This is a genomic window from Parabacteroides sp. AM08-6, assembly GCF_003473295.1.
GTDB lineage: Bacteria > Bacteroidota > Bacteroidia > Bacteroidales > Tannerellaceae > Parabacteroides.
Genome location: NZ_QRMP01000022.1, coordinates 20,741 through 45,519 on the forward strand (window position 1 = coordinate 20,741; position 24,779 = coordinate 45,519).

Consider the following 24,779-nt stretch of genomic DNA (forward strand, 5'->3'; position numbering starts at 1 on the left):
TTCCCCAATTATTTGCTACACATCCTTTATCACTTCCTCCAATTGTTCCTGCGCACCCAGATACTGACAATCTTCGGAAATACCCAAAAGACAGTTTATTTCGTGACGCTTGTCCAAATCGACAAAATAAGCCTCCACGACCTTATACACATCAAACCCGTCCGTAGAACCGGCAGCCAGATTTAACGACTCAACCAACTTAGCCACAGCCTTATGGATTTCAGGTTTTCCAATCAAATGGAATTCATTGTTGTGAATTAATTGACACTTTCCCATGATCTTTGATTTTAAAGTTACACTTGCTTTTCATTAATAACCAATCCTGAGTCGAGTTAGTTCGGCTCATTTCTGTTTGATGCACTAAATATACAAACATCCTTCCATCTTTATCCCTTCTTCCTGTTTTTTATTTGAAATAATCATTAATTTTACGCATCATTCCTCTCCAAATAATAGTATCAGAGAGATTATCATAGGAAATATATTTGGTTATCTGAAAATTAATGCTGAAATTTGTTGACATATAATATTTATATAGTAATGGGCACAAACGAAGAGAACAAGAATGTAACAATTCTGATTGCAGAAGATGAAGAAAGCAACTTTCTTTTACTGAAGACCATCCTGAAAAAGCACTGTAATGTCATTCAGGCAAAAACAGGAGTTGAACTTCTTAAAGTATATAATGAACAACATGCCGATCTCATCCTGCTCGACATAAAAATGCCGGAGATGAACGGTCTCGAAGCTTTAAAAGAAATAAGAAAAAAAGACAAGGAGATTCCAATTATCATGCAATCCGCCTACGCTTTTGAAAATGATATGGAAGCAGCAAGAGCCGCCGGAAGCAACGGTTTTATAACAAAACCTATCAATATTGTCGAATTAAAGAAGACCATATCTACATATTTACCGCAAATTGTGTGGTAACAAAATGCTCAGTCTTGTGCCGTTTAAAAGAGCACTTACTTTCTTAACCTAAGAAAATCATAAAATACGAGCAATCGGATAGCGAAAATTTATCGTTATCCAGTTGCTTTTATCATTATACAACCTTACGTATTCATTACAAAACAATAACCAAAAAAAACTGTTTGCCGATTAGAATTATTAATCCGCTCCAATTGAACAAAATCCCAAATAATCAGTTAATTAGTAGGAGAGAATATTGTTAGTATATAAAAATACCGGGGATACGTTCCATACTTCTTCAATATTATACCAAACAGCCACTATTGAGACTTGGTAAAGAACGAAGTTATATTTTTACACTAGAAATAAACATAAAAAATGTCATACAACAAATACAGAAACATTCCAGACACCCCAGTAAATGTTTATTCTTTGGAAGATGACTTTAAGATTTTTAAAAATGCTCGGCAACTTCCTAGTACCCCATATCCGACTTATGCGAAATGGGGACTCGTTGCTTTTTGCACACAAGGATATGCAAAAACAGAGCTGCATGCCAATGCACATGTTTTGACGCAAAACGAATTAATCATTATATTTCCCGGACAACTTATTTCAATCTCAGAAATAAGTAATGATTTCAAAGCGGATTACTTTACTTTTTCGATTAATCTATATAATGATGTGTTAAGCGGACTATGTCGTTTTTCACCCTTCTTCTTTTTCTATCACAGAAGTCACTATTTTTATAATTTGACGGATATTGAGGTCACAAACTTTCTCAACTATTTCGAACTAATCCGGGCAAAAGTTGATTCGTCCGTCAATCTATACAAGAGAGACTTCATCATTCACCTGTTGCGCATATTCTTTTTAGACGTATATAATATTTATAAGCTCACGACAAAAAATCCGAAAGCCCAACTCAATACTCACAAAAAGGAATTAGCCCATAATTTCTTTTTACTGATTATGCAGCATTATAAAAAACACAGGGACGTTACATTCTACGCCAATAAGCTGTGCATTACTCCCAAATACCTGTCAATGGTAATAAAAGAGGTAAGCGGCAAAGCGGCTAAAGACTGGATTATAGAATATATAATCCAGGAAATCAAAGCTCTCCTGAAGAACTCAACCTTGAATATTCAGGAAATTGCAATGAAAACCAATTTTTCTAATCAATCTTCCTTGGGAAGATTTTTCAAGAAACACACAGGCATGTCGCCTATAGAATATAAAAAACATATATAAATAACATTTATCACTACAGATTATGAACAGAAGTCAATTAATTCAGGTCCTGTCTGAGAAAACAGAGAAAGACAAAAATGAAATAAAAAGCATTATCGATGAATTGCAAGAGTTAATAATCGAAGAAATCAAAGCCGGCAATCGTATCTGTTTGACCGGTTTCGGCTCGTTCAAGCCAAGATTACAAACAAGCCGGCCGGCACGCAATCCCAGAAATGGGAACACCGTCTTGCTAACTCCACGCACGATTATCCATTTCAAATGTGCTCCTTATCTACTTGAGCGTATGAACGATAAGAAGTAAGGGATAAATCCGGAAAAGACAATTTTACGGAAAGATTCCCCGTTTAATTTTTCTTTTTCCCTTATGGAAAGCAAGAAGAAAGATATTACATTTTAAGGCAATCCTCATTGCTTATATTCTTTTTCACCCGGGTCGCTAAGGTTAACTGCCAAGGTCAGCAAGCTTAACGACCCTGGTTAGCAATCTTATCGAGCCGGGAGAGAAGGAAAGAAAGCACTATCTTCAAAGATACATCATTGCTTGAAACATAATAGTTCCCTATTGGATTCATACCAGAAGAGAAGTGATTATTTGCCGAAAAAATGGGCTGAAGGATATGAAGGATACATTCAGTCCCATCATTCAGCGTAATAGTCAGTTTCTGAGATGCTTATTTTCAAAATGAAGGATGAAGGATGAAATTGATGCAAAACCTATAGAGAGGGCGTATTAATAAGGAATCCATTTCCATCTCAAAGTATCTTGAAAAAAAAGAGCCAGAACTAAATCCTGACTCTCTTTTTACTCAGCTTTTGTCGGGGTGAGACGATTCGAACGTCCGACCACACGCCCCCCAGACGCGTACTCTAACCGGGCTGAGCTACACCCCGCTTTTGTTTTACGGGTGCAAAAGTAATTATTCTTTGCTTATGCTCCAAAACTTTCACGATAAAAATCCAACGACTCCAATATTTTTCCTTTCTCCACTTGTTGATTTATCCGGACATCGCCAATTCCAGCAAGCAATGTGAAATTAATGATACCGGCTTCATTCTTCTTATCATGCGTCATCAGTTCATACAAAGTGTCATAATCCTTACAGTCGAAAATGAAAGCAGGATAATACTCTTTTATATAATAAACAACCTGACTTAACTTATCTACCGGGAAATCACAAAGCTTATGTGACAAATACAATTCACTTATAATGCCGGCAGCAACTGCATGTCCATGCAGCAATGGATTGCCTTTCTTAAATGACAAGCTTTCATACGCATGACCGATTGTATGACCGAAATTCAGAGCCTTCCGGATGCCATGCTCTTTCGGGTCTTCCTTCACGATTCGCTCCTTTACGGCAACCGACTGAGCTACCATCCTATTCAGGAAAGCATAGTCCATCTCTGCATCCAAGTCGAACAGCATAACGGAAGCATACGTATCCACCGAACTAATAAGAGCATGTTTTATCATCTCGGCATAACCGGAAAGAAGATTGTCACGGTCCAGCGTACGAAGGAATTCGCAATCGATGAAAACACATTCAGGCGGATAGAACGAACCGATTTCGTTCTTCAGGCCATTAAAGTTAATACCGGTTTTACCTCCTACAGCCGCATCAACGGATGCCATCAGTGTCGTCGGGATATTCACCGTATGCAGTCCGCGTTTAAATGTAGCTCCGGCAAAACCTCCCATATCGGTGACCATTCCCCCGCCTAAATTTACAAGCAACGAATTGCGGGACGCTCCTTCGTTCGAAAGACGCGACCAGATATGAGATACCTGTTCCAGGCTTTTATGCGTATCACCGGCCTCTACGGTGATGACAGGGGCATTCCGGAAAGCAGGGACATCTTTCAGCAGGGGAAAACATTTCACTTGGGTATTTGTATCGGTCAGGATAAACAATTTATCGTAATTCATAGCAGCAAGGAAATCTTGTAGTTCTGCTTTTAGCTCCTTACAAATTACTACTTTTTGGGCAGCCATATTTTTTCTTTTTATTAATATCGTCAGGACAAAGGTATTACTTGTTATCCGATTATCAAAACAAGGGAAAAGAAAATCCCTTCCGAAAGAAACCGAAATTCCATTCGAAAGGGATTATAGATGTATTTGAATATACTTTTATTTCAAACCGGCAACCTCCAAAATATGATTGACAGCCAGACTCAATCCATCCGGATTTTTACCTCCTGCCGTTGCAAAGTGGGGTTGTCCGCCACCACCGCCTTGTATCAGTTTGGCAGCGTCTTTCACGAGTGTACCGGCATTCAATCCTTCTGCAACCAGAGGTTCGCTCATCATGACCATCAAAGCACACTTTTCTCCGTCCTTAATCCCGGCAACAAAGAATACTTTTTCGTCGGTACTGCTTTCACCTTTAATCTGGAATGCCAAATCCTTGATGGCATCTACATTCGCTTCACCACGGAAAACGATGACTTTCACGCCATGCCGTTCAATGGCATTTGCAATCAAATCTTTCTTCAACGCCTGAACCTTTTCTTTGACATAATCGCTTACTTGCTTTTTCAATTCGGCATTTTCGTCGATTGCTTTTCTGATAGTCTGGGCGAGGTTCGGCACGTTATTGAACATACCGCGCAACTCACGGATAGAATCTTGCAGCAGGAAAGTATAATTCTCAGCACCTTCAGCCGTGACAGCTTCAATACGGCGTACACCAGCGGCAATCGAACTTTCGCCTATTACGCGAAGAGAACCAATCATACCGGTTGCCGGAATATGTGTACCACCGCATAGCTCGACAGAACTGCCATATTTTACAACGCGGACTTCATCACCATACTTTTCGCCGAACAGTGCCATAGCCCCTAACGCTTTAGCTTCGGCTATCGGCATGTTACGATGCTCTTCCAACGGGAAGTCGGCACGGATTTTTTCGCTAACCAAACGTTCCACTTTACGAATTTCTTCATCCGTCACTTTCTGGAAGTGGGAGAAGTCGAAACGAAGCGATTCGGGCGATACGTACGAACCTTTCTGCTCGACATGTGTTCCTAAGACTTCACGCAAAGCCTCATGCAGCAAGTGAGTCGCCGAGTGGTTACATTCGCACTGGATACGTTTCTTTTCATTGATTTTAGCAGTAAATGTAGCCGTTACATCTTTCGGTAGTTTTGCCACCAAATGTACCGGCAGGTTGTTTTCCCGTTTTGTATCGAGTACATCAATCGTTTCATCGTCGGCAATCAGCCATCCGGTATCACCGACCTGTCCCCCCATTTCCGCATAGAAGGGGGTCTGGTCCAGCACAAGCTGATACAGCACCTTGTTCTTTTGCTTAATCTGGCGGTAACGCAGAATTTCAGCGTCACATTCGAATAGGTCGTAACCGACAAATTTACATTCCCCATCTTTTAAGCTTATCCAGTCGCCGGTTTCGATAGCTGCCGCGTTGCGGGCACGTTCTTTTTGTTTCTGCATTTCGACATTGAACTCGTCGATATTAGCTTCCATACCGTTTTCACGAAGAATAAGCTCCGTCAAGTCCAATGGGAAACCATACGTATCATATAGAGTAAAGGCATCGACACCGCTGATAACAGTTTTTCCGGCCGCCTTTGTTTCTTCCATCTTTTTATCCAGCAAGCGGATACCTGTTTCCAGCGTACGCAAGAAGGACTCTTCTTCTTCCTTGATAACCTTCTCTATCAAGGTCTTCTGGGCAATCAGTTCGGGATAAGCATCCCCCATTGTCTCAATCAGGACAGGCAACAGTTTATACATGAAAGCCTCCCGGCGTCCGAGGAACGTATAACCGTAACGAACGGCACGGCGCAAGATACGGCGAATCACGTACCCGGCCTTCGCATTGGAAGGTAATTGGCCATCCGTAATAGCAAAAGCGATTGTACGGATATGGTCGGCAATAACCCGCATAGCCACATCCTGTTGTTTATCTTTACCATACTCGGTTCCTGCCATTCCGGCTATCACCTTGATAATCGGCTGGAATACGTCTGTATCATAATTGGAGATTTTCCCTTGCAAAGCCATACATAAACGTTCGAAGCCCATACCGGTATCGATTACCTTTGCAGGAAGCGGTTCCAGAGAACTGTCGGCTTTACGGTTATATTGCATGAACACAAGATTCCAGATTTCAATTACTTGCGGATGGTCTTTATTCACCATATCCTGACCGGGAATAGCGGCGCGTTCTTCGTTCGGACGCAAGTCGATATGGATTTCAGAGCAAGGACCGCAAGGACCGGTATCTCCCATTTCCCAGAAGTTATCGTGTTTGTTACCGTTGATTATATGCTCTTTCGGTAAAAACTGTTCCCAGTAGCCGGCAGCCTCATCGTCGCGCGAAAGGCCTTCAGCCGGACTTCCTTCGAATACAGTTGCATATAAGCGGTCCGAATCAAGTTTAAGCACGTCTACCAGATATTCCCAAGCCCAGTTGATAGCTTCCTGTTTGAAGTAATCGCCAAACGACCAGTTTCCCAGCATTTCGAACATCGTATGATGATAGGTATCGTGCCCCACCTCTTCCAAGTCATTATGCTTACCGCTTACACGAAGACATTTTTGCGAATCCGCGACGCGTGGATATTTACGGGGTACGTTCCCCAGAATTATATCTTTAAACTGGTTCATACCTGCATTGGTAAACATCAATGTAGGATCGCCCTTCACAACCATCGGAGCTGAAGGCACAATCTGGTGCTGCTTGGAAGCGAAGAAGTCTTTAAATGATTCACGGATTTCTTTTGCTGTCAACATAATCTATTTCTATATAGTCTCGTTAATATTCTGAAAAACAATTTGCAAAAGTACAGCAAATTATTATTTTTGCGCATATTCAAACAAGAAAATATTCAATGAAACTGTTTAAAAGCCGTAAAACATACTATTTATATAATCCTAATACACTCAGCTACGAACGGGTTTACCCCTCCGCCAAAGACCGTTTTTTCGGTGTGCTCCGCCACCTGAGTATCGGTTTTGCCATAGGGGTAGGCATATTCTTTATTTTGTCGCGTACATTCGATTCACCGGTTGAATCGTTATTGAAAAAAGAGAATAAATTGCTGCAAACCCAATATGAAGTACTCTCACTCCGCCTGACAAATGCCTTGGAGGTGCTAGACGACATACAACAACGTGATGAAAACTTGTATCGTGCCATCTTCCAAGCCGAATCCATTCCGGAATCAGTTCGCAAATCCGGCTTTGGAGGGAGCAACCGTTACGAGCATTTGATGAGCCTTTCCAATGCCGATTTGGTTGTGGCCACCACTAAAAAGATGGATATGTTGAGCAAGCAGCTCTACATTCAATCCAATTCGTTGGAAGAGCTTATCGCATTAGGAAAGAGCCAGGAGGAACGGAGTAAATGTATCCCCGCCATCCAACCTATCTCAAATAAAGATTTGAAGCGTACGGCGTCAGGCTACGGTGTACGTATAGACCCGATTTACCGTACGCCACGTTTCCACTCGGGAATGGACTTTTCTGCCAAAGTGGGAACGGAAATTTATGCTACCGGTGATGGTGTCGTCACCTTCGCCGCTTGGAAACAGGGATACGGGAACTGTCTGATGATAGACCACGGACACGGGTTCCAGACATTATACGGGCACATGAGTAAGTTCAAAGCCCGCGTCGGACAAAAAGTAAAACGCGGAGAAGTGATTGGCGAAGTAGGCAATACCGGTAAATCGACCGGTCCGCACCTCCATTACGAAGTCATTGTCCGCGGCAAGCATGACAACCCGTCCAAATATTATTATATGGACCTTACACCTGAAGAATATGACCGGATGATTCAGATTGCGGAAAATCACGGTCAGGTTATGGATTAAACATTGTTTAAGACGATGGCATTAAATAAAGATAAAAATCTGAAGCTCTATTTTTCCATCAGCGAGGTGGCGCAAATGTTCGATGTCAACGAATCGACTCTGCGTTTCTGGGAAAAAGAGTTCGATGTTATCCGTCCCAGGAAGACGGCTAAAGGTACACGGTTCTACAAACAAGAGGACATCGATGCCGTCCGCCTCATCTACCATCTGGTAAAAGAACGGGGCATGACACTGGCCGGTGCCCGGCAGAAACTAAAAGACAACAGAGAAACAACCATCCGGCAGGAAGAAATAGTAAACAGGTTAAAACAAATCAAAGAAGAACTGTTGGGCATAAAAGATGCTTTCGATGCCATGGAACCGGTAAACAAGGAGTGATAAGATAAAAACAAGACCAAACAATTAGCAAGTTACAGTAGAAAACCGTACCTTCGCACTCAATTTAATAAAACGATAAACATGGAAATTACGGGAAAAATTATTGCCGTACTACCTGTCCAGGGTGGTACCAGCCGAAATGGGAACGAGTGGAAAAAACAGGAATACGTACTCGAAACACATGACCAATACCCTAAAAAAGTATGCTTCCAGATATTCGGTGCCGACCGTATCGACCAGGCAGCCATACAACCCGGAGAAGAACTTACTGTATATTTCGATATAGATAGCCGTGAATATCAGGGACGTTGGTTCACAAATATCAGCGCATGGAAAGTAGAACGTCCGACGGCAACAGCCCCACAATCAGCCCCCGGAGCCATCACACCGGAGGATATGATACCGACATCCGCTCCTGCTGCTCCTGATGCCCCGGACTTTGGGCCGGCAAATCCGATAGATGATTTACCTTTCTGATTGCATCCGGGTCCGGACAGGCAAACTGTTATATAAAAAATATCCTATAACCTTTTCGTAAAAAAGCTATAGGATATCCGGTAAAAAGCTTAAGGTTTTTCCGAAAGAGCCTTAAGCTTTTTATTTTCAGTCTGCTATACGAGCAACAGACTTTATATTCTTTATCTTCGACAATACCACACACATACGTTGTATATCCTCCACATCATGCACTTTCATCTTTACTTTTCCTTCGAAAACGCCATCTTTCGCTTCTATCAACAAACGAATAATGTTCACATTGAAATCATCCGATATCGTATGAGTGATTGTGTTTAACACACCCATGGAATCAATGCCTTTTATTTCCAACGTCGCTTCAAACGATGAATGATGACTACTCCATTCCGTATTCAGGATACGTTCGCCAAAACTACTTTTCAGGCGCATGGCAATCGGACAGGAACGTTTATGGACAACCACATTCCCATCATCGTTGATAAAGCCAAGAGCTTCATCACCCGGAATAGGTTTGCAACAGTCTGCTATCACGTAATTGCGTTCGAAAGCCTCCTCCTTGAGAACATAAGGTTTCTTTTTATCGTATTTCGGCTTTTCTTTTACCTCTTCAGCGTCTTTCTTCTCATTATCCTCTTTAGTTGCTACTTTAGCTGCCACTTTAAGAGCTTGCTTTACATACTTGAACAGGACATTATCAGTCTTTTCCTTAAGCAACTTTTTAATATTTTCCGGCAAAATCACATCGCCTCTTTCTACGGCATAAAAAAACTCTTCCCGTTTAGAGAAACCAAAATACATGCATAACTTGTCAATATTACCGGCGTTAACTTCAAGTTCATTCTTCTTAAAGGCTTCCAAAACTTTCAATTCACCGTTCTTAGCCACTTCTTTCCGAGCTTTTTTCAAGAAAGCATCTATCTTTGAGCGTGCTCTCGCCGTCGTTACAAAATTCAGCCATTCCGGTTGCGGGTTTTGCGAACGGGAAGTCAGGATTTCTACCTGGTCACCACTAGCCAGCGGATGGCTTAGAGGAACCAAGCGGTGGTTTACCTTTGCTCCTATACATTTATTTCCGATGTCCGAGTGCAAAGCATAAGCAAAATCGAGTGCGGTAGCCCCTTGAGGCAATGTTTTAATGTCTCCTTTCGGGGTAAAGACAAATATTTCGGAAGTAAACAAATTCAATTTAATTGTATCCAGAAAATCAAGAGCATTCGGGTCCGGGCTTTCCAATATCTCAGTAATCGTTTGCAACCATTTGTCGAGTTCGGTATCTTCCTCCACATTATGTTCCTTATATTTCCAATGAGCGGCAAAGCCCTTTTCGGCTATTTCGTCCATCCGGCGACTGCGGATTTGTATTTCCACCCATTGTCCGTCAGGTCCCATAACAGTCAGGTGCAATGCTTGATAGCCATTGGCTTTCGGACGACTTACCCAATCGCGGATACGGTCCGGACGGATACGGTATATATCGGTAATGGCCGAATAAATATCCCAACACTGGTTCTTTTCATCAACTCCCGGTAATGGGTCAAAAATGATACGAACAGCATATATATCATAAATATCCTCAAAGCTGACACCTTTACTCTCCATTTTATTCCAAATGGAATAGACGGACTTGACACGGGCACGCATTTCATAATTCAATCCCATCGCTTTCAATTTGACATCCACCGGAACAGCAAAATGCTCGAACAAAGTCTTACGAGTTTCTTCCGTTGCCTTCAATTTAAGATTGATAAAGGCATATTCCTGAGGATGTTCATATTTAAAGCTCAAGTCTTCCAGTTCCGTCTTGATGGAAAAGAGTCCCAGGCGATGTGCCATCGGAGCATATAGATAAAGAGTTTCTCCCGCAATCTTGAATTGCTTGGCGGGCAACATGGAGCCTAAAGTACGCATATTATGCAGACGGTCGGCAATCTTTATCAAAATAACACGGATGTCATCGCTCATTGTGAGCAGAAGCTTCCGAAAATTCTCAGCCTGCGCCGAAGCTTTTTCGCCAAAAATACCGCCGGAAATCTTTGTCAGGCCATCAACAATCTGGGCAATCTTATCACCAAACATATCCCGGATATCGTCTACCGTATATTCGGTATCTTCCACCACATCGTGCAGAAGGGCCGAACATATAGAAGTAGAACCCAATCCCATTTCGCGACAAACAATACGTGCCACGGCTATCGGATGCATAATATAGGGTTCACCCGAACGACGCTTTACACCGGCATGTGCTTGATTGGCGAAATTAAAAGCCTTGGTAATACGTTCCACCTTACGACGATGGTTGGAATTCAGATAATCATTCAACAGCTCGTTAAAGCCATCCTGAATTGTCTGTTCATCCGAAGAGAGCGCAGGAGTCGCGTCCTGTGCCGGCTGCACATCTGTTGTGTCTTTTGTGTTATTTATGTCGCTCATATCGAATATCCTTCTGGATTTTAACATCTATGTAGGCAAATATATATAAATATTTGCTTACAAATGAGCGAAAGCGACAGAAAAGTTACACGACAGGTATTTTAAGGACTTGCCCGGGGTGAATATCCGCATTTGTCAAGCCGTTGGCTTTCTGCAAATCGTCTGTCGAGACACCCGGATATTTCTTCGCTATCGAATAGAGAGAGTCGCCGGCCTGTACTTTATAAGTGGTCACATTCTTGCCGGAAGCTTTAGTCAATGCGTCCTTCTGAACACTACCGGAAGTTGCCTTCCCCCCGGTTCCAGCCTTTGAAGATTGGGGTTCGTCTTTCTTCGTCTTCGGCTGGGCAAAAGCAACACCGCCATTATCGATGTTCAAGCGAAGACGGCGGCCTTTAGCCACACGGTTCGATTTTAGCCCGTTCCATTTACGTATCTCCTGCGGGGTCACTCCATAGCGGTTTGCAATGGTATAAATATTTTCGCCGGCAGCTACCACATGAGTAATCTTTTCCGTGGATAATTCTTTTGAAGAAGAAGCATTCACCGGCACGCAATTGGCCAATAATTCTTCAATCCGGTGTTTATAGACAGTATCTTCCTTATCCACAAACGCATACGTCTGGGCTGCCGGAAGTTTAAGTATGGAAGCTCTCACATTCCCGGGGATTATATCGCGCTTATATTGCGGATTCAGAGCGCGAAGCGACTCTATATCGATTCCGAGTACATCGGATACCTGCTGCAAATGGAGCATGCTGTTCACCATAACCGTATCCGTGGCAAGCGGCAAACTGGTCTGCATCGGACAAATATTGTGGTCGCAATAGTAATTCATAATATAATTGGCGGCAATAAACAAAGGCACATACGAACGGGTTTCCCGGGGAAGATAAGGGAAAATATCCCAGAAATCAGTCTTACCTCCGGAGCGGCGAATGGCTTTATTTACATTACCCGGCCCACAATTGTAAGAAGCCAGCACCAAATTCCAATCGCCGTAAATGGCATACATATCTTTAAAATATTTACAAGCAGCCTCTGTCGCTTTTTCCGGGTCGCGGCGTTCGTCCAACAAGCTGTTTATCTCAAGACCGTAAATTTTACCTGTCGGCAACATAAACTGCCATAAACCGCAAGCACCTACACGCGAAAGGGCTACCGGGTTCAAAGCACTTTCCACGACAGCCAGATACTTCAGTTCCAAAGGCAGATTATGCTTATCCAACACCTGTTCGATAAGAGGAAAATAAAAATCCGCCATTCCAAGCATATAACGCACCAAATCACGTTTACGGGCTGCATACAAATCGATGCAATCACGTACAATCCGGTTATAAGGCAGTTGGATAACACTCGGCAAGCGTTGTAAGCGTTCTTCATAAACCGAGTCGGCAAAATAAACATTTTCTTCATCGTCATGGCAATATTCTTCTACTTTCGAAAAGTATTGCACATGCCAGGTATGGAGCAAGCTATCCACATTGGCATCCAAACTTTCAGGTATCAGACCTACTACGTCAGACAGCGAGTCTGTCGATAATGTCGAATACTGCTGTTCGTCCGACACCGCATCGTCCTGTGCACGGACAAGTTGCATCAGAGAAAACAAACAGAATAGGATAAGCAGGTATTTATTCATTTTATTAGAATTTTAGACTACAATTTAATCCGTAGGAAGCAGATGTGGCGCGAGTTTTTGGCGTCACCTCCGGCGACCAGTGCAAGCTCAGGTCGGGCGAAATATCAAAATCGAAAAGCTGCGCATCCACATAAGCGTCAATCATACTGATTGCGTACACTCCGACCGTGATTATGATACTCAAGTCCCTGTAACGGCGGAAATAATCCTTCCGTCGTTTCAAGTTGTCCTGAAACTGGGTGTTTTTGACATATTCCGTTTCTCTGTCGGAAGGGACATAATTCACCCACGAACCCCATGGGCCCGTATATTCCTTTCCTTCCTGCTCCGCTTGTAAGACAAGCTTATAGTCTTCCACAATATCGAAATAGGCCGTAGAATAATCCTTATAATTTTTATTATTCCATGTAATCGCATACATACATCCCATAAAGGCACCGTACACCAACGGTAGCTTCCAGTACTTCTTGTTATATATCTGTCCCAACCCCGGCACTAATGCGTACAATAATGCCCTGTTCGGGTCCGGCTTAAAAGTATGCAATTTCACCTGTGACTGCGGTTGTGCCTCAGCCGCCGAAAGGACAGCCTGCACTGACGAGTCGGGTTCGGCAATCCCTACGGTATCTCTCACTTCCGTGACAGAAACCTGTGCCCATCCGCTCCACGAACAACCACATAGTATAATAAAAATAACGAATATCTTATGTCTCATTTCAATTTATCCAGCAAGGCGATTAGTCTCTCCAACTCTTCTTCGGAAGCGAAAGGTATGGTTATTTTCCCCTTACCCTTCTCATTGCAAGCCAATTGGACTTTTGTTTTGAAGAAACCGGACAGATGTTCTTTCAGCAGGTTGAACTCTTCCGGCAATCTCGGCTTGCGAGCGGTTAGCTTCTCTCCTTTTGTTTGTTTAACAGCAGCAACATCGATACCCGCACGGACTATCTCTTCCACATTACGCACGGATAAGCCTTCGGCCAGTATCTGTTCATACAGAGCCAACTGCACTTCCGGGTCTTCGACAGGTATCAACGCACGGGCATGTCCCATATCGATTTTTTTATCTTTCAAACCGACCTGAATTTCAGCAGGGAGTTTCAGCAAACGGAGATAGTTTGCTATCGTTGCCCGCTTCTTTCCGACCCGTTCGCTCAATTTCTCCTGGGTAAGACCATAACTATCTATCAACTTCTGGTAAGCCAACGCAATTTCAATGGAGTTCAAATCCTCGCGCTGGATATTTTCTATCAGCGCCATCTCCACGACATTCTCGTCCGCCGCAGTCTTGATATAAGCCGGAATACGCTCGAGTCCGGCTATCAAAGAAGCACGATACCGGCGTTCACCGGATATAATCATATATTTATCTTTTCCGATTTCCTTCAATGTAATCGGCTGGATAACACCGAGGGAACGGATAGATGTAGCCAATTCTTCCAAGGCCTCTTCTTCAAAAATAGAACGGGGCTGCTCCGGGTTGGGTTGGATTTTGCTCAATTCTATCTCACTAATCGACGAAGAACCACCCGTCTTCAAGTCGTCCATCGTTATCAAAGCATCCAATCCCCTTCCAAGGGCTGATCTTTTCATTACTGCCATTTCGTTAATCCTCTTATTTATTCTTCTCTATAAGTTCCTGCGCCAACTGCATGTGATTCAAAGCACCTTTCGATTCCGCATCGTAAAGCAGCACCGGTTTACCATAGCTGGATGCTTCGCTCAGTTTGACGTTTCGCTGAATAACAGTGGTGAAAACGAGGTCCCGGAACGGACGTTTCACCTCTTCATATATCTGATTAGCCAGACGCAGACGCGAATCGTACATCGTAAGCAGGAAGCCTTCGATTTCCAACGCAGGGTTCAACTTTGATTTTATAATCTTAATTGTATTCAACAGTTTACTGATACCTTCAAGTGCAAAATACTCGCATTGCACCGGTATCATTACCGAATCGGCCGCCGTAAGGGCATTTACCGTAATCAGTCCCAAAGAGGGAGAACAGTCTATCAGGATAAAATCATACAAATCCTTCAGAGGGAGCAGTATCTGCTTCAATATCTGTTCCCGGTTCTCCATGTTCAGCATTTCAATTTCCGCGCCAACCAAATCGATATGCGAAGGGATAATATCCAATCCCTCCACTTCCGTTTTGTTAATCGCCCCTTTAGCATCCTCGCCATTCACCAGACATTCGTAAATGGACAATTCCACACCTCGGATATCCACACCTAATCCGGACGAAGCGTTAGCCTGCGGATCTGCATCGACAACCAGCACTTTTTTTTCGAGCGCAGCCAGCGAAGCAGCCAGATTAATCGTGGTTGTAGTCTTGCCTACGCCACCTTTTTGATTTGCTAAAGCGATAATCTTTCCCATACTTTGTCTATTTATTCGGGAGCAAAACTAAACATTTAAAAATGAACGCAAATCAGTTCAATCAAAACAATATCTGTTTTGTTGAAAAGTCGCTTTATCTGTTGATAACTTGCAAATATAAACAGAATATTTAATAACTGATTGCTAATGTGGCAAATGGAATGTTTTTTTTGGAAATGATAACGAATTTGTCTTAAACAACAGAACCCCGACAGAATAAACTGCCGGGGTTTGTTTTTACCCGCCGACTCTCTTCACAGAGGGTACAGCAAGACTTCATTTCAATACTTTAGTATTATTAATATTAAATTGACCACTTGTTCCCCTTCTCAGGATACTTATCTACTCTGAGATGTGAATAGATACGCAGTCACGAATTATTTGATTATAAAATTGCGTTGTTCTGAAACAGAAGGTTGGTAGTCGGCCAACCTTCCGCAACTCTATGCTTTATTTAACAAGTGCTTTTACAGTTGTTCCACCGTCTACAGTGACAACCACAACACCGGCAGGAGCTGAAATCGTTTCAATATCAGAAGCGATTACCGTGTTCGTAATCAACTGACCCAAAACATTTCTTACCACTACTTTCTTGCCTGTTGCATTGTAGATAGTTACCGAACCGTTTCCACCCAGTACCTGAACACCTTCGGTAGAAATCGTTTCATTCGGTGTTACAGAACCTTCCTGACCGAAGCGAATTTCCACATCACCGGTTCCGACTACAAATTCGGAAGTCGTGATAAAGTCTTGTCCCAGTGCAGAAATACCATTCGGATACAGACAAGGATGATAAGCAGTTACCTGAACATCATACAAGCTATTCGGTTTCAGGTTGATAACATGAGCTGTCATATATTTACCGTCGGCAGTAAGGTTATCTTTATGTGTAGCATGGATTTCAGAAGATTCTGCACCATTCAAAATGCTGAACTCAACATTATCTTCATCTTGCCACATATAGTAAGCTGTAGCTTCACCATTTACCAAAGAAGTATTGATTGTTTCCCATTCAGCGATATTAAAGTCACCCTGATTCATTGGTAAGCCATTCTGAGACTTTCTTGCCAAATGAGCTCCGGCTTCACCGAATGTAAAGATGTCAATCTGATTTTCACCTTCCATCAAGCGAACAGTATATCTGTAGTTATCGCTGATAACAATCTGTACAGGATCACCGGCATTTTCATCAGTACCCTTCTTATCCGAGTATGTACTGATAATCTTAGCTGTAGAATGCCAACCGCCATTCAAGTCGGTAATATTGATATCTTCATTCTTGAAGTGACCATAGAATGTGTACACTTTACCGGATTTGTCTGTACGTTCAACTTGCAGATAATAGTTAACCAACATTTTAGGATTGATTACTTTTCCTGTACCATTGAACAATTCGACAGCCAGTACATTTTGTTCTTTAGAAGCCAATACTTCCGAGATAAATACATTCTTCGACGTGTTAATCGGAGACAGTTTACCAACTTTCACCTTATAATAGTCTGCACCCGGAACCTTGTTCCACTTGATAATAGCGGTAGAACCGTCAATATCTCCATGAGTCATCGGCAACAAAGAAGGAACGCCACTAACAGTCGGAGTAGCTTCGATTACCTTTTCAGCAGTCAGACAAGGAGCTTCAACCAAGAATGAGTTATCCGTTGCACAAGCATTAATAGCCGTAGGAGCATAAGTGATAACATCTGTTACAGAGAACTGACCATTTGCATCAACTACTACATCACCGGCAGCAAGTTTCAAAGTAAACGGATTGTCATAACCTACTTTTGTCAACGAACGTTTGATTGCAGTTCTGCGAGCCGGATTAAACTCTTCACCTCTAACAGTAACAGGTATTTGAGTCGCACCATCAACAGCTCCTGAAATCGGAGTTTCATATTCGAAAGTAATAGTCGGCTTATAAATCATACCGTAAACTTCACCTTCATTTACATATAGATTATAATAGAAATCTTCGCCTGGTGCCAAATGTCCATTAGAAGAACCCATATTATTGTTTAGCTGTGGATAGTCATCGCATTCGCAACCTTGCCAATGTACTACATTTTCATTGGAAGCCACAGTAATCACATCTTCAGCTTTATGAACACCTGCTACTTTTTCATCCTTTGGTTCAAATGTCACAATCACCAAACCTAATACTTCTCCATATTCATTCGGAGTCAGTTCATCCACGATACGGCCATCATTCAGCATATCCTTTATAACATAAGTAAATGCATTCGGATAAGCTTCTACATTCACAGCTTTTGTTATATCAACTTTCTTCTTCAAGTTATAACCAGCCACGTAGAATGAATCGGTTGCGAACGGATTATTATAATCACAGTCATCCAGATATGCTTTTCCATAATATTTCTGGAATTCCGGATAAACTAATTCCGGGAACATATTACCAAATGCAGGTCTCCAAGAGTTATGCATTTCCTCTATGTATGACAGATTATTGATGTTACTCCACAAATTAGCACGTGTATCACCATACAAACCGGCCACAACGCGTACGTAATTATAATAGCAATCACACCCTTCCTCAATCTCTGAATTTTCATCGATAGGTTCAACTACCCATGCCTGCAATTCATATGTATCAGGCAGCCAGTATTTCTCCTCTGCAAGTTCCGGATTTTCAAAACCAGCCTTATTCGGTACGAACTGAACATATATAGGAAGACCTTCTTCACGGAATTTCTTCATAAGTGCATCATCACGAGTATCGATAGACAATGTCAAAGTGTCTGTATTATTATTAATCCACGGATCGCTTTCATTCAGTTTGAAACGGAATTCCTGATTATCATCAGCATTCGGATTATTATAATCAAGATTCAGATTCTGCATTGTAATCTTTATTATTGCAATACCATCGTCATCTGAAGGTTTCAATTCGCTACCATGTAGCATATAAGTCTTCACGCGAGATACACGACGAGTATTATCTAACGGATCTCTTTTGTCATAAGGAGCAAAGAATACATTGTCTGCTTCAAAACGACCTTCTGTACCATCAAAGTTCACGCCTTCATACGTTAACCACAGTGCACCAATTCTGGCTGCAGCAATTGCAGTCGGATACGGGTAAATTCTTACCCCATTATAAGATGTTCTCTCTGAATTCGGGAAAGCGTTTTCAACCCTATAACTTTTTCTGATTCTAATCTGCCAAGCCTCTGCACGAGTAATATCATTTGTCCATTGGGCTAGTGTCAAATTCAAATAAGGATCACCATCTGAACCTTCAATTTTACCACAAGAAGAGATATTAAACACTTCATCCACATCTATATCTCCATACTCATACCATTCTTGATCTGTCGTCCTTTTTTCATAAGCAGAAAAATCAAGATCGGCCCCAGCAGGAATGTTGTAACCACTAATTCCTAATTTCTTAGTCAAGAAATTCTTATTAAAGTAAACATGACCTTCATCAAATTCAACATGAGGAATAGAATTACCACTAACAGTTGCTGTCGAAGCAGAAAGACGAATAGGACTCAATGGGTCGGAAGCTTTTGAAGTAAGTTGGAACTTACCTGAATAAGTACCGATTGTATCCGGTTTGAAACTATAAGTATCTGTTACAGTTGCAGCAGCGTTCTTTGCTACAATGTCTTTCGCATACAAAATTCTTTTATTCGATTGATAACCAACATCGTAAGTAGCAGTAGGCCAAGAATAAACAAAAGCGTCCTCCACTTTAGTTCCATATGGGAACTGAATGTTCGTTGCTTTCATAGTCAACGTACCATTATCACAACTTGTTCTTCCCATACCTGCATTGAAACTTGTTTTACTAGCAGTCAGTTCCAAGCCTGGTTCTGCGAAATTCATCTGGAAATTGCTTACAACCAAAGCAGGTGCAAAATGGCTTACAGAGCCACTTCCAGTTCCTTTGAATTCAACATAGTCAGAAAACAATTCAATCCGAATCAGTTTATTACTCAAACCTGTTTCATTAAACTGAGTAATATCAGTTATGACATCTTTTACTAAATCAAAAAGATAAATTGTTTTTGTTCCGCTTGTAGCTGTTGAAAAAATCGGGTTCTTCGTTGTAAATACAGCATCTTTATTATTCTCGCCATTAACAAATAAAGCAGATTGCTTTACAAGCTTTCCATCCAAACCATAAACACTGACTTTTGCATACCAATCAGCAGTCGTAGTAGCTGCTACCCCAAAATTCTCTGAGTTCAATACAAAAGAAAGATTGTTTACTTCTGTCAGGTATTTAGTGGATAAATCGAATAAGACTTCCCCCTTTTGTTTGTCACCCAAAAATACACCTAAAGAATCACCGGATGTCCATACAACCGTTTCCGTAGGGTTGCTTGTTGGTTTATTAGTCAGGTCTGGAGAATAAGAAGTCTTACCACCCTCGGTATAAGCCTTAAAATAAACACCTTTATTAAATGAATTACCGGGAAATCCTGGCAACACATCATTACCATCGGTAGCATACAAAATAGGCTTTTGAGTATTCAAACCCACAACTTTAGCCCACTCTGTAGTGGGGGTAGGAGTTTGGGGGTCATTAGGTTTAGACTGACCACCACCGTGACCACCGCCAGGTTGTCCAAACGCCGTCGTCGTACCCAAAATCATCATAGCGCTCATTGCAAGCGCCTTCAGTTTAGTAAACTTTCGCATACGAATAAATTTTAAATTAATATATCAAGTTAAATAAATATAAAACCATCGCAAAACCCGCACGCAGTCAAGAATTGTATAATGACTAATGAAAACGTACGTTTATTTTAGTCATTTTTTCAGGCAGATTTTGAGTTTGTTGTAAAAACAGGGTTTTTTGTACGTGTTTAGCTATCTAATTGATAAGAAAGGACATAGAATTGGTAATTTTATTTGGAAAAAGAGTTGCAGGTTCAAAACTTATGCCTATTTTTGTGACGAGAAAAAACGTACGTTTTTTTTAGTCATTTTGATTTGATTTTTTCACCCCTTCATATTCAATCACTTAATAACAATTTCCATACTTTTTTTATACCTCTAAATAGTGCCTGTTTTTACTTCATCGCATTTTTGTAAACACCTACATACCAGCATGTTATAATTTCCCATTTTTGAGCAAATTCGAGAAATCGCGAATAATGGGAGGATTTTGTGTTAAAAACGGGGGTCCAGGTGGAAGATTTTCTCTCTTTTTAGCCGAAATTGGTACTACATATATTTAAATTTCGTTGGGTTCTTTCACATTTTAATGTTCTTCGCCTCAACCGGTATGAGAAGGGAATAAAAAAAGGGCATGCCTCTCCGAGACATACCCTCCTTTTTGGTTTTTGCTTTCTCTCTTCACAGGGATACAGGCAAAAGAACTTTATTTCAAAACTTTAGTATTATTAATACTACCACTTGTTTGCCCTCGCGGGTTAGTTGATTTTTAAAGGAGGCAGGCAGAACCTGCCCCTTTATGAAAATCGCGTGATATTATTTAGATTAATATTTAATTAAATGATTATAAATTCTCATTTACTGAACTATACGTCTTATTTTACGATAGTTTTTACAGCCTTCTCACCTTCCACTGCAATGATTACAATTCCTGAAGGAGCTGAGATTGTCTGCATGTCGGATGACAAGATAGTTGCTTTACCTTCCTGACCTAACAAACCGTAAACTTTTACTTTCTTTCCGGCTGCGCCATAGATGGTTACTTCACCGTTGCCGGCAATCACCTTCACTGTCTCGGATACTGCGATTTCGTCATTATCCGTTGTTCCTTCCTGAGCAGTTGTATTCAACAACAGAGCCTGATAGATATCTTCGTAAACTGATTGAGCAGGACGGCCTTCATGGTCTGTGCCATTTACATTACGACCGGTAGATACGATTGTCTGGTTCTGTTCTTTCACCCAAGTGTTGCCATCTTTAGCATAACCATACTTCTCACCACGTGTTTCAAGATAGAAGTCATTTGAGTCGTGTTCTTTCAGACGGAAGGCTATGGAAGCACCATCATAAGTTTCTTTATTCAAAGTAATCTTCTTGAAGACGTTCTTGCCATCATACAGGTCACGGTCATATTTGATTGTTGCATCAGCTGCATCCATGATATACAAAGCGTCTTTGTAGTGGATTGCATTTACGAAGACGTAACGAGTGTAAACGTTTTCGTAGTTTGCTACTTTTACATAATCAGGAATAATATCCGTGTAGGAAGCATCCAACATATAACGACCCTGCAGATATTCGATTACCTCATAGTGGTCACCGATTGCCGGATGGTCTTCGTGAGTACATTCTGCGGTCTGTTTCTTTTCTACGTCCAGAGCCAACAGATAAGTAGGCATACTCGGTACTGTTACGCGCGCTGTATCAACAAAGAATTCATTGTTACGGCTTGCCTCTTCAACCACACTGAAGATATCCAGATAGTTCACGCCCTTTTCGTTTGCTTCACCCAATGTACGGTTGTTATTCTTTACAGAATAGAATTTTTCTGTCTTCAGACCGATAATTCTGCGATAGTACGGCATCGTATCAGACTCAAGGATGAAGGATTCTGTACGATCCTGGCACAAATCTTCCTGTTTTGCATCCAACTGACCTTGTTCGATGGCAAGTTTGCACAAGTCTTCTATAGTACCTTCACTCAAGTCAACCCGAACCAATGCATAATAATGATTGTCAGAATCTTTAGTCCAATGGTTGTTTTCTTTCAGTGTGAAATAAGCCAATTCATAATCAGCCTTTTTGCCATCCAATGTATCAGCTACACAGAATTTACCATTCTTGTTTACACCTACGAAGATGCGGTCGTTGTTAATCTTGTCGGCATCTTTTACTTTCAGCTTATAAACCGATTTCTTCAATTGAGGAGCTTTAGCATTTGAATAACCGTAGTTAACATTTTCCTTTGCAGGAATCAATTCGAAGTTAGAACCTTCTGCCTGAACTCTCAAGAGAGTATCCGCACCTGATTTAACAGCATTCAGATAATATGCTTCTGTTCCATAATCGAAGAATTGTTTCAATTTGAATGTATTTTCGATTACCTTGTCACCTGGGTTCAGATAACCGAAGGTGTTAGGTTCTTCAATCCGATTCAATTTCAAAGTATCTTCACAACAGAATTTATTTTGAGCACTAGCTCTCTTATCTGCAATTTTGGTTGCATAATCCTGATGGTTGATGATATATACATTGTCATTGCCATCATCATACAATTGACCTTCGAATGCAGTAAAACCATATTCACGGTTTACAATTCTCACACGCGGATTAACTGCATCTGCACAACCTAAATGCTCGATAACCCACTGAGCTGCCGGCATGTGAGAGAATTCCTGAGATTTTTCTTGTTCGTCATAAATGATATGGCCACCCATATCTGCAACCAAATTAGTTCCGTTTATACGGCGCACATCTGTTGATGGAGCTATAGCTGTCACCAAATTAATCAGGTAAACACCTTCCGGAGTAGTTGTACGAACAAGTGTAGGATACTCGTGTTTGAAAGAAATACGGGCTTTGAATTCATCCAATGCTGCGGGAGCTGCCGTTGGAACGAAGTTGCCATCGCCTAATTTGGTAACGGTCAAAGAGACGTGTTTGTCTGTGTACTCTGTAGAAGCATCATTCGTAACTGTATTGCTTACCTGAAGACCGATATGAGCATTGTCTACATCAGCAAATTCCACCAATTGTTTACCGGCAAAGCAATCATCCCATTTAGTACCGTCATTCCATTCCTTATCAGTTTTGGAAGAAGCATTCAACGGTTCGATAGACAAACTGTCGTTTGAAGCAAAATAAGTTACACGGAAGTTGAAACGGGCCAAAATAAAAGGATTAATGGTATTCTTTATTTCTTTATTGCTCAATTTCATTGTTTTCTGAGTAGAAATTTCCTGATTACGAACGGTATCTACCATGTAGTAAGTAGCAGGGGAGCTGCCTTTTACTTTCAGACGGATGTTGAAATTTGCATAATCATCCTGATTTGTTAACTCGTCAAGATTATTTTTAATAACTGTAAGTGCTTTAATATCACCTTCTTGAAGTTCAGAGAGTGTAGTTTTTAAGGTGGCCGCATCAACAAGATTTTGTGTGCCACTCAAACCATTAATTGCTTCAAAAACGTCAGATAACCCTTCCAAAGCAATAAAGGCTTTCACGAATTGATCTTTATACAACGTTTCTTCAAATGCTGCGTTCCAAGCATCTAATGCATCAGCACCAACTGTACTTGGAGTATGTGTATTTGCATCAGTAATTAACGCAGTAAATTGTTCTGTAAGTTTCTTCAACTCGGTAACCTGCAGTTTATAATAATCTTCTACGGCTAATTTATCAGTTGTCAACTCTTCTGCCATATAAGTATTATCAGCCAACACATTATTGGAAATCGTATTCCAGTCAGAGTTGCCATTCTTGTTGAACTTAAATTCAGCACCTGTTTTGTTTACAGCATCAATCATTGAATTGATGTCAGCAGCTTTCAAAACAATACCTGTAGCAACAACCGGTCTTAATTTTAATGCATCATTAATATCTTTAGCCTGATCACCGGCTACAGTATTTGGATATTTAACGGCTACAACTTCTTCATTATCATTAAGCTGCATAACCATCACAGAATCCTTATGGAATGCTGAATAAACAGGGATTGCTTCCGTAAATTTATTTGCATCAGACCAAGCCCAGTTCATGGTGCAACCATCCAAAAGAGTAGCTGCTTCGGTGGAAAGAGTAGCATCCGCATCTTTACTAAGAGCCAAAGTATGGTCGAATACCAATTCCAAACCTGTTTCCTTATTTCTAAAAGTATATTGCTTACCACTTGCAACATCTTCTTTCACCTCTATGCTCCACAAAGAAGCAACAATAGGAGCCTTATCGGCATCTACCATTTTCAAAGTCAGTTTACCGGTATTAGCATCGCGTACCTGAACCAATACTTTGGGAGTCCCGGTAAGACCATCCGCCAATTGATAATAAGGAGCATTTTTCAGTGTAGCAGACGACTGTATTGTAGTTACAGCATTAGCACCTGTCAATGCTGCACTCTTCACATCCTGCGTACGGTAAGGAAAACCTCCTGTACCTGGAACATTGTGAGCCATCGCCACCCCAGAAGCCAACACAAGGCCGGCCATCAAAGTAGAAAACTTTTTGTTCATAATTCTTACATTTAATATTAATAATAGTGTTTACTAAAAGCTTTTCAGTATGCACGTACGCTCGTTAATTTCTGTATAATGACTAAATTAAACGTACGTTTTTTTTAGTCATTTTTTCGGGCGTTTCCAGAGTTCGTAATCGAAAGCCTGTTTTTTGTACTCACTTTGCTATCTAATTGATAAGAAAGCATATACAGACAGAAAAAAAATCGAGGAAAAGAATTGCAGGTTCAAAACTTATGCCTATTTTTGTGACGAGAAAAAACGTACGTTTTTTTTAGTCATTCTGCTCTCTCTGTATACA

The 24,779-nt window shown here is 41.2% G+C and carries 16 protein-coding genes and 1 tRNA gene; 6 read left to right on the plus strand and 11 right to left on the minus strand.

Going from position 1 to position 24,779, the window contains the following annotated elements:
- Positions 1–15: 15 nt before the first annotated feature.
- A complete protein-coding gene (locus DW103_RS12935; protein ID WP_122276800.1) occupies positions 16–276 on the minus strand; it encodes a hypothetical protein in 261 nt (86 codons plus the stop codon).
- A 264-nt stretch (positions 277–540) separates the two neighbouring features.
- On the opposite strand from DW103_RS12935, the gene DW103_RS12940 reads away from it, so the two are divergent.
- The 3 genes from DW103_RS12940 (at position 541) to DW103_RS12950 (ending at position 2,470) form a co-directional block, all read left to right on the plus strand.
- Positions 541–930 carry a response regulator gene (locus tag DW103_RS12940; RefSeq protein WP_122276802.1) on the plus strand — a complete coding sequence of 130 codons (390 nt, stop codon included), beginning with the start codon at positions 541–543 and terminating at the stop codon, positions 928–930.
- A gap of 360 nt (positions 931–1,290) precedes the next feature.
- Entirely contained in the window at positions 1,291–2,166 is an 876-nt protein-coding gene (locus DW103_RS12945) for an AraC family transcriptional regulator (protein WP_122276804.1), read from the plus strand.
- Positions 2,167–2,188: 22 nt separating this feature from the next.
- Positions 2,189–2,470 carry an HU family DNA-binding protein gene (locus tag DW103_RS12950; RefSeq protein ID WP_122276806.1) on the plus strand — a complete coding sequence of 94 codons (282 nt, stop codon included), beginning with the start codon at positions 2,189–2,191 and terminating at the stop codon, positions 2,468–2,470.
- 515 nt (positions 2,471–2,985) lie between these two features.
- On the opposite strand, the gene DW103_RS12955 is transcribed toward DW103_RS12950, so the two are convergent.
- The 3 genes from DW103_RS12955 to alaS all read right to left on the minus strand — a co-directional run bounded on the left by DW103_RS12955 (position 2,986) and on the right by alaS (position 6,928).
- A tRNA-Pro gene (locus DW103_RS12955) sits at positions 2,986–3,060 on the minus strand.
- 37 nt (positions 3,061–3,097) lie between these two features.
- Complete coding sequence (aroB, locus tag DW103_RS12960) at positions 3,098–4,162, minus strand: 3-dehydroquinate synthase (protein WP_122276808.1); 1,065 nt, start codon at positions 4,160–4,162, stop codon at positions 3,098–3,100.
- Positions 4,163–4,300: 138 nt separating this feature from the next.
- The gene (alaS, locus tag DW103_RS12965; RefSeq protein WP_122276810.1) at positions 4,301–6,928 is read right to left on the minus strand and encodes an alanine--tRNA ligase; all 2,628 of its coding nucleotides are present in this window, start codon (positions 6,926–6,928) and stop codon (positions 4,301–4,303) included.
- Positions 6,929–7,026: 98 nt separating this feature from the next.
- Here alaS and DW103_RS12970 point away from each other — a divergent pair, with 98 nt between their 5' ends.
- From DW103_RS12970 to DW103_RS12980, 3 genes are all read left to right on the plus strand, one after another.
- Entirely contained in the window at positions 7,027–8,010 is a 984-nt protein-coding gene (locus tag DW103_RS12970) for a M23 family metallopeptidase (protein ID WP_122276812.1), read from the plus strand.
- A 15-nt stretch (positions 8,011–8,025) separates the two neighbouring features.
- On the plus strand, positions 8,026–8,388 hold the full coding sequence (locus DW103_RS12975) for a MerR family transcriptional regulator (RefSeq protein ID WP_122276814.1): 363 nt from the start codon (positions 8,026–8,028) through the stop codon (positions 8,386–8,388).
- A gap of 81 nt (positions 8,389–8,469) precedes the next feature.
- A complete protein-coding gene (locus DW103_RS12980) occupies positions 8,470–8,865 on the plus strand; it encodes a DUF3127 domain-containing protein (RefSeq protein WP_122276816.1) in 396 nt (131 codons plus the stop codon).
- Between the two features lie 126 nt (positions 8,866–8,991).
- Here DW103_RS12980 and DW103_RS12985 read toward each other — a convergent pair whose 3' ends face one another.
- From DW103_RS12985 to DW103_RS13015, 7 genes are all read right to left on the minus strand, one after another.
- Positions 8,992–11,295, minus strand: coding sequence for a bifunctional (p)ppGpp synthetase/guanosine-3',5'-bis(diphosphate) 3'-pyrophosphohydrolase (locus DW103_RS12985; protein WP_122276818.1), 2,304 nt, complete (start codon positions 11,293–11,295; stop codon positions 8,992–8,994).
- 85 nt (positions 11,296–11,380) lie between these two features.
- Positions 11,381–12,937 (minus strand): lytic transglycosylase domain-containing protein, encoded by a 1,557-nt coding sequence (locus DW103_RS12990; protein ID WP_122276820.1) that lies wholly within the window; start codon positions 12,935–12,937, stop codon positions 11,381–11,383.
- A gap of 4 nt (positions 12,938–12,941) precedes the next feature.
- The gene (locus DW103_RS12995) at positions 12,942–13,652 is read right to left on the minus strand and encodes a DUF5683 domain-containing protein (RefSeq protein WP_122276822.1); all 711 of its coding nucleotides are present in this window, start codon (positions 13,650–13,652) and stop codon (positions 12,942–12,944) included.
- A complete protein-coding gene (locus DW103_RS13000; protein ID WP_122276824.1) occupies positions 13,649–14,539 on the minus strand; it encodes a ParB/RepB/Spo0J family partition protein in 891 nt (296 codons plus the stop codon). Before DW103_RS13000 ends, DW103_RS12995 begins: the two co-directional genes overlap by 4 nt.
- Before the next feature lie 13 nt (positions 14,540–14,552).
- Positions 14,553–15,317, minus strand: coding sequence for a ParA family protein (locus DW103_RS13005; RefSeq protein WP_122276826.1), 765 nt, complete (start codon positions 15,315–15,317; stop codon positions 14,553–14,555).
- 450 nt (positions 15,318–15,767) lie between these two features.
- The gene (locus DW103_RS13010; protein WP_122276828.1) at positions 15,768–19,985 is read right to left on the minus strand and encodes a DUF6383 domain-containing protein; all 4,218 of its coding nucleotides are present in this window, start codon (positions 19,983–19,985) and stop codon (positions 15,768–15,770) included.
- Positions 19,986–20,839: 854 nt separating this feature from the next.
- The gene (locus DW103_RS13015) at positions 20,840–24,475 is read right to left on the minus strand and encodes a DUF6383 domain-containing protein (RefSeq protein ID WP_122276830.1); all 3,636 of its coding nucleotides are present in this window, start codon (positions 24,473–24,475) and stop codon (positions 20,840–20,842) included.
- Between the last annotated feature and the right edge of the window lie 304 nt (positions 24,476–24,779).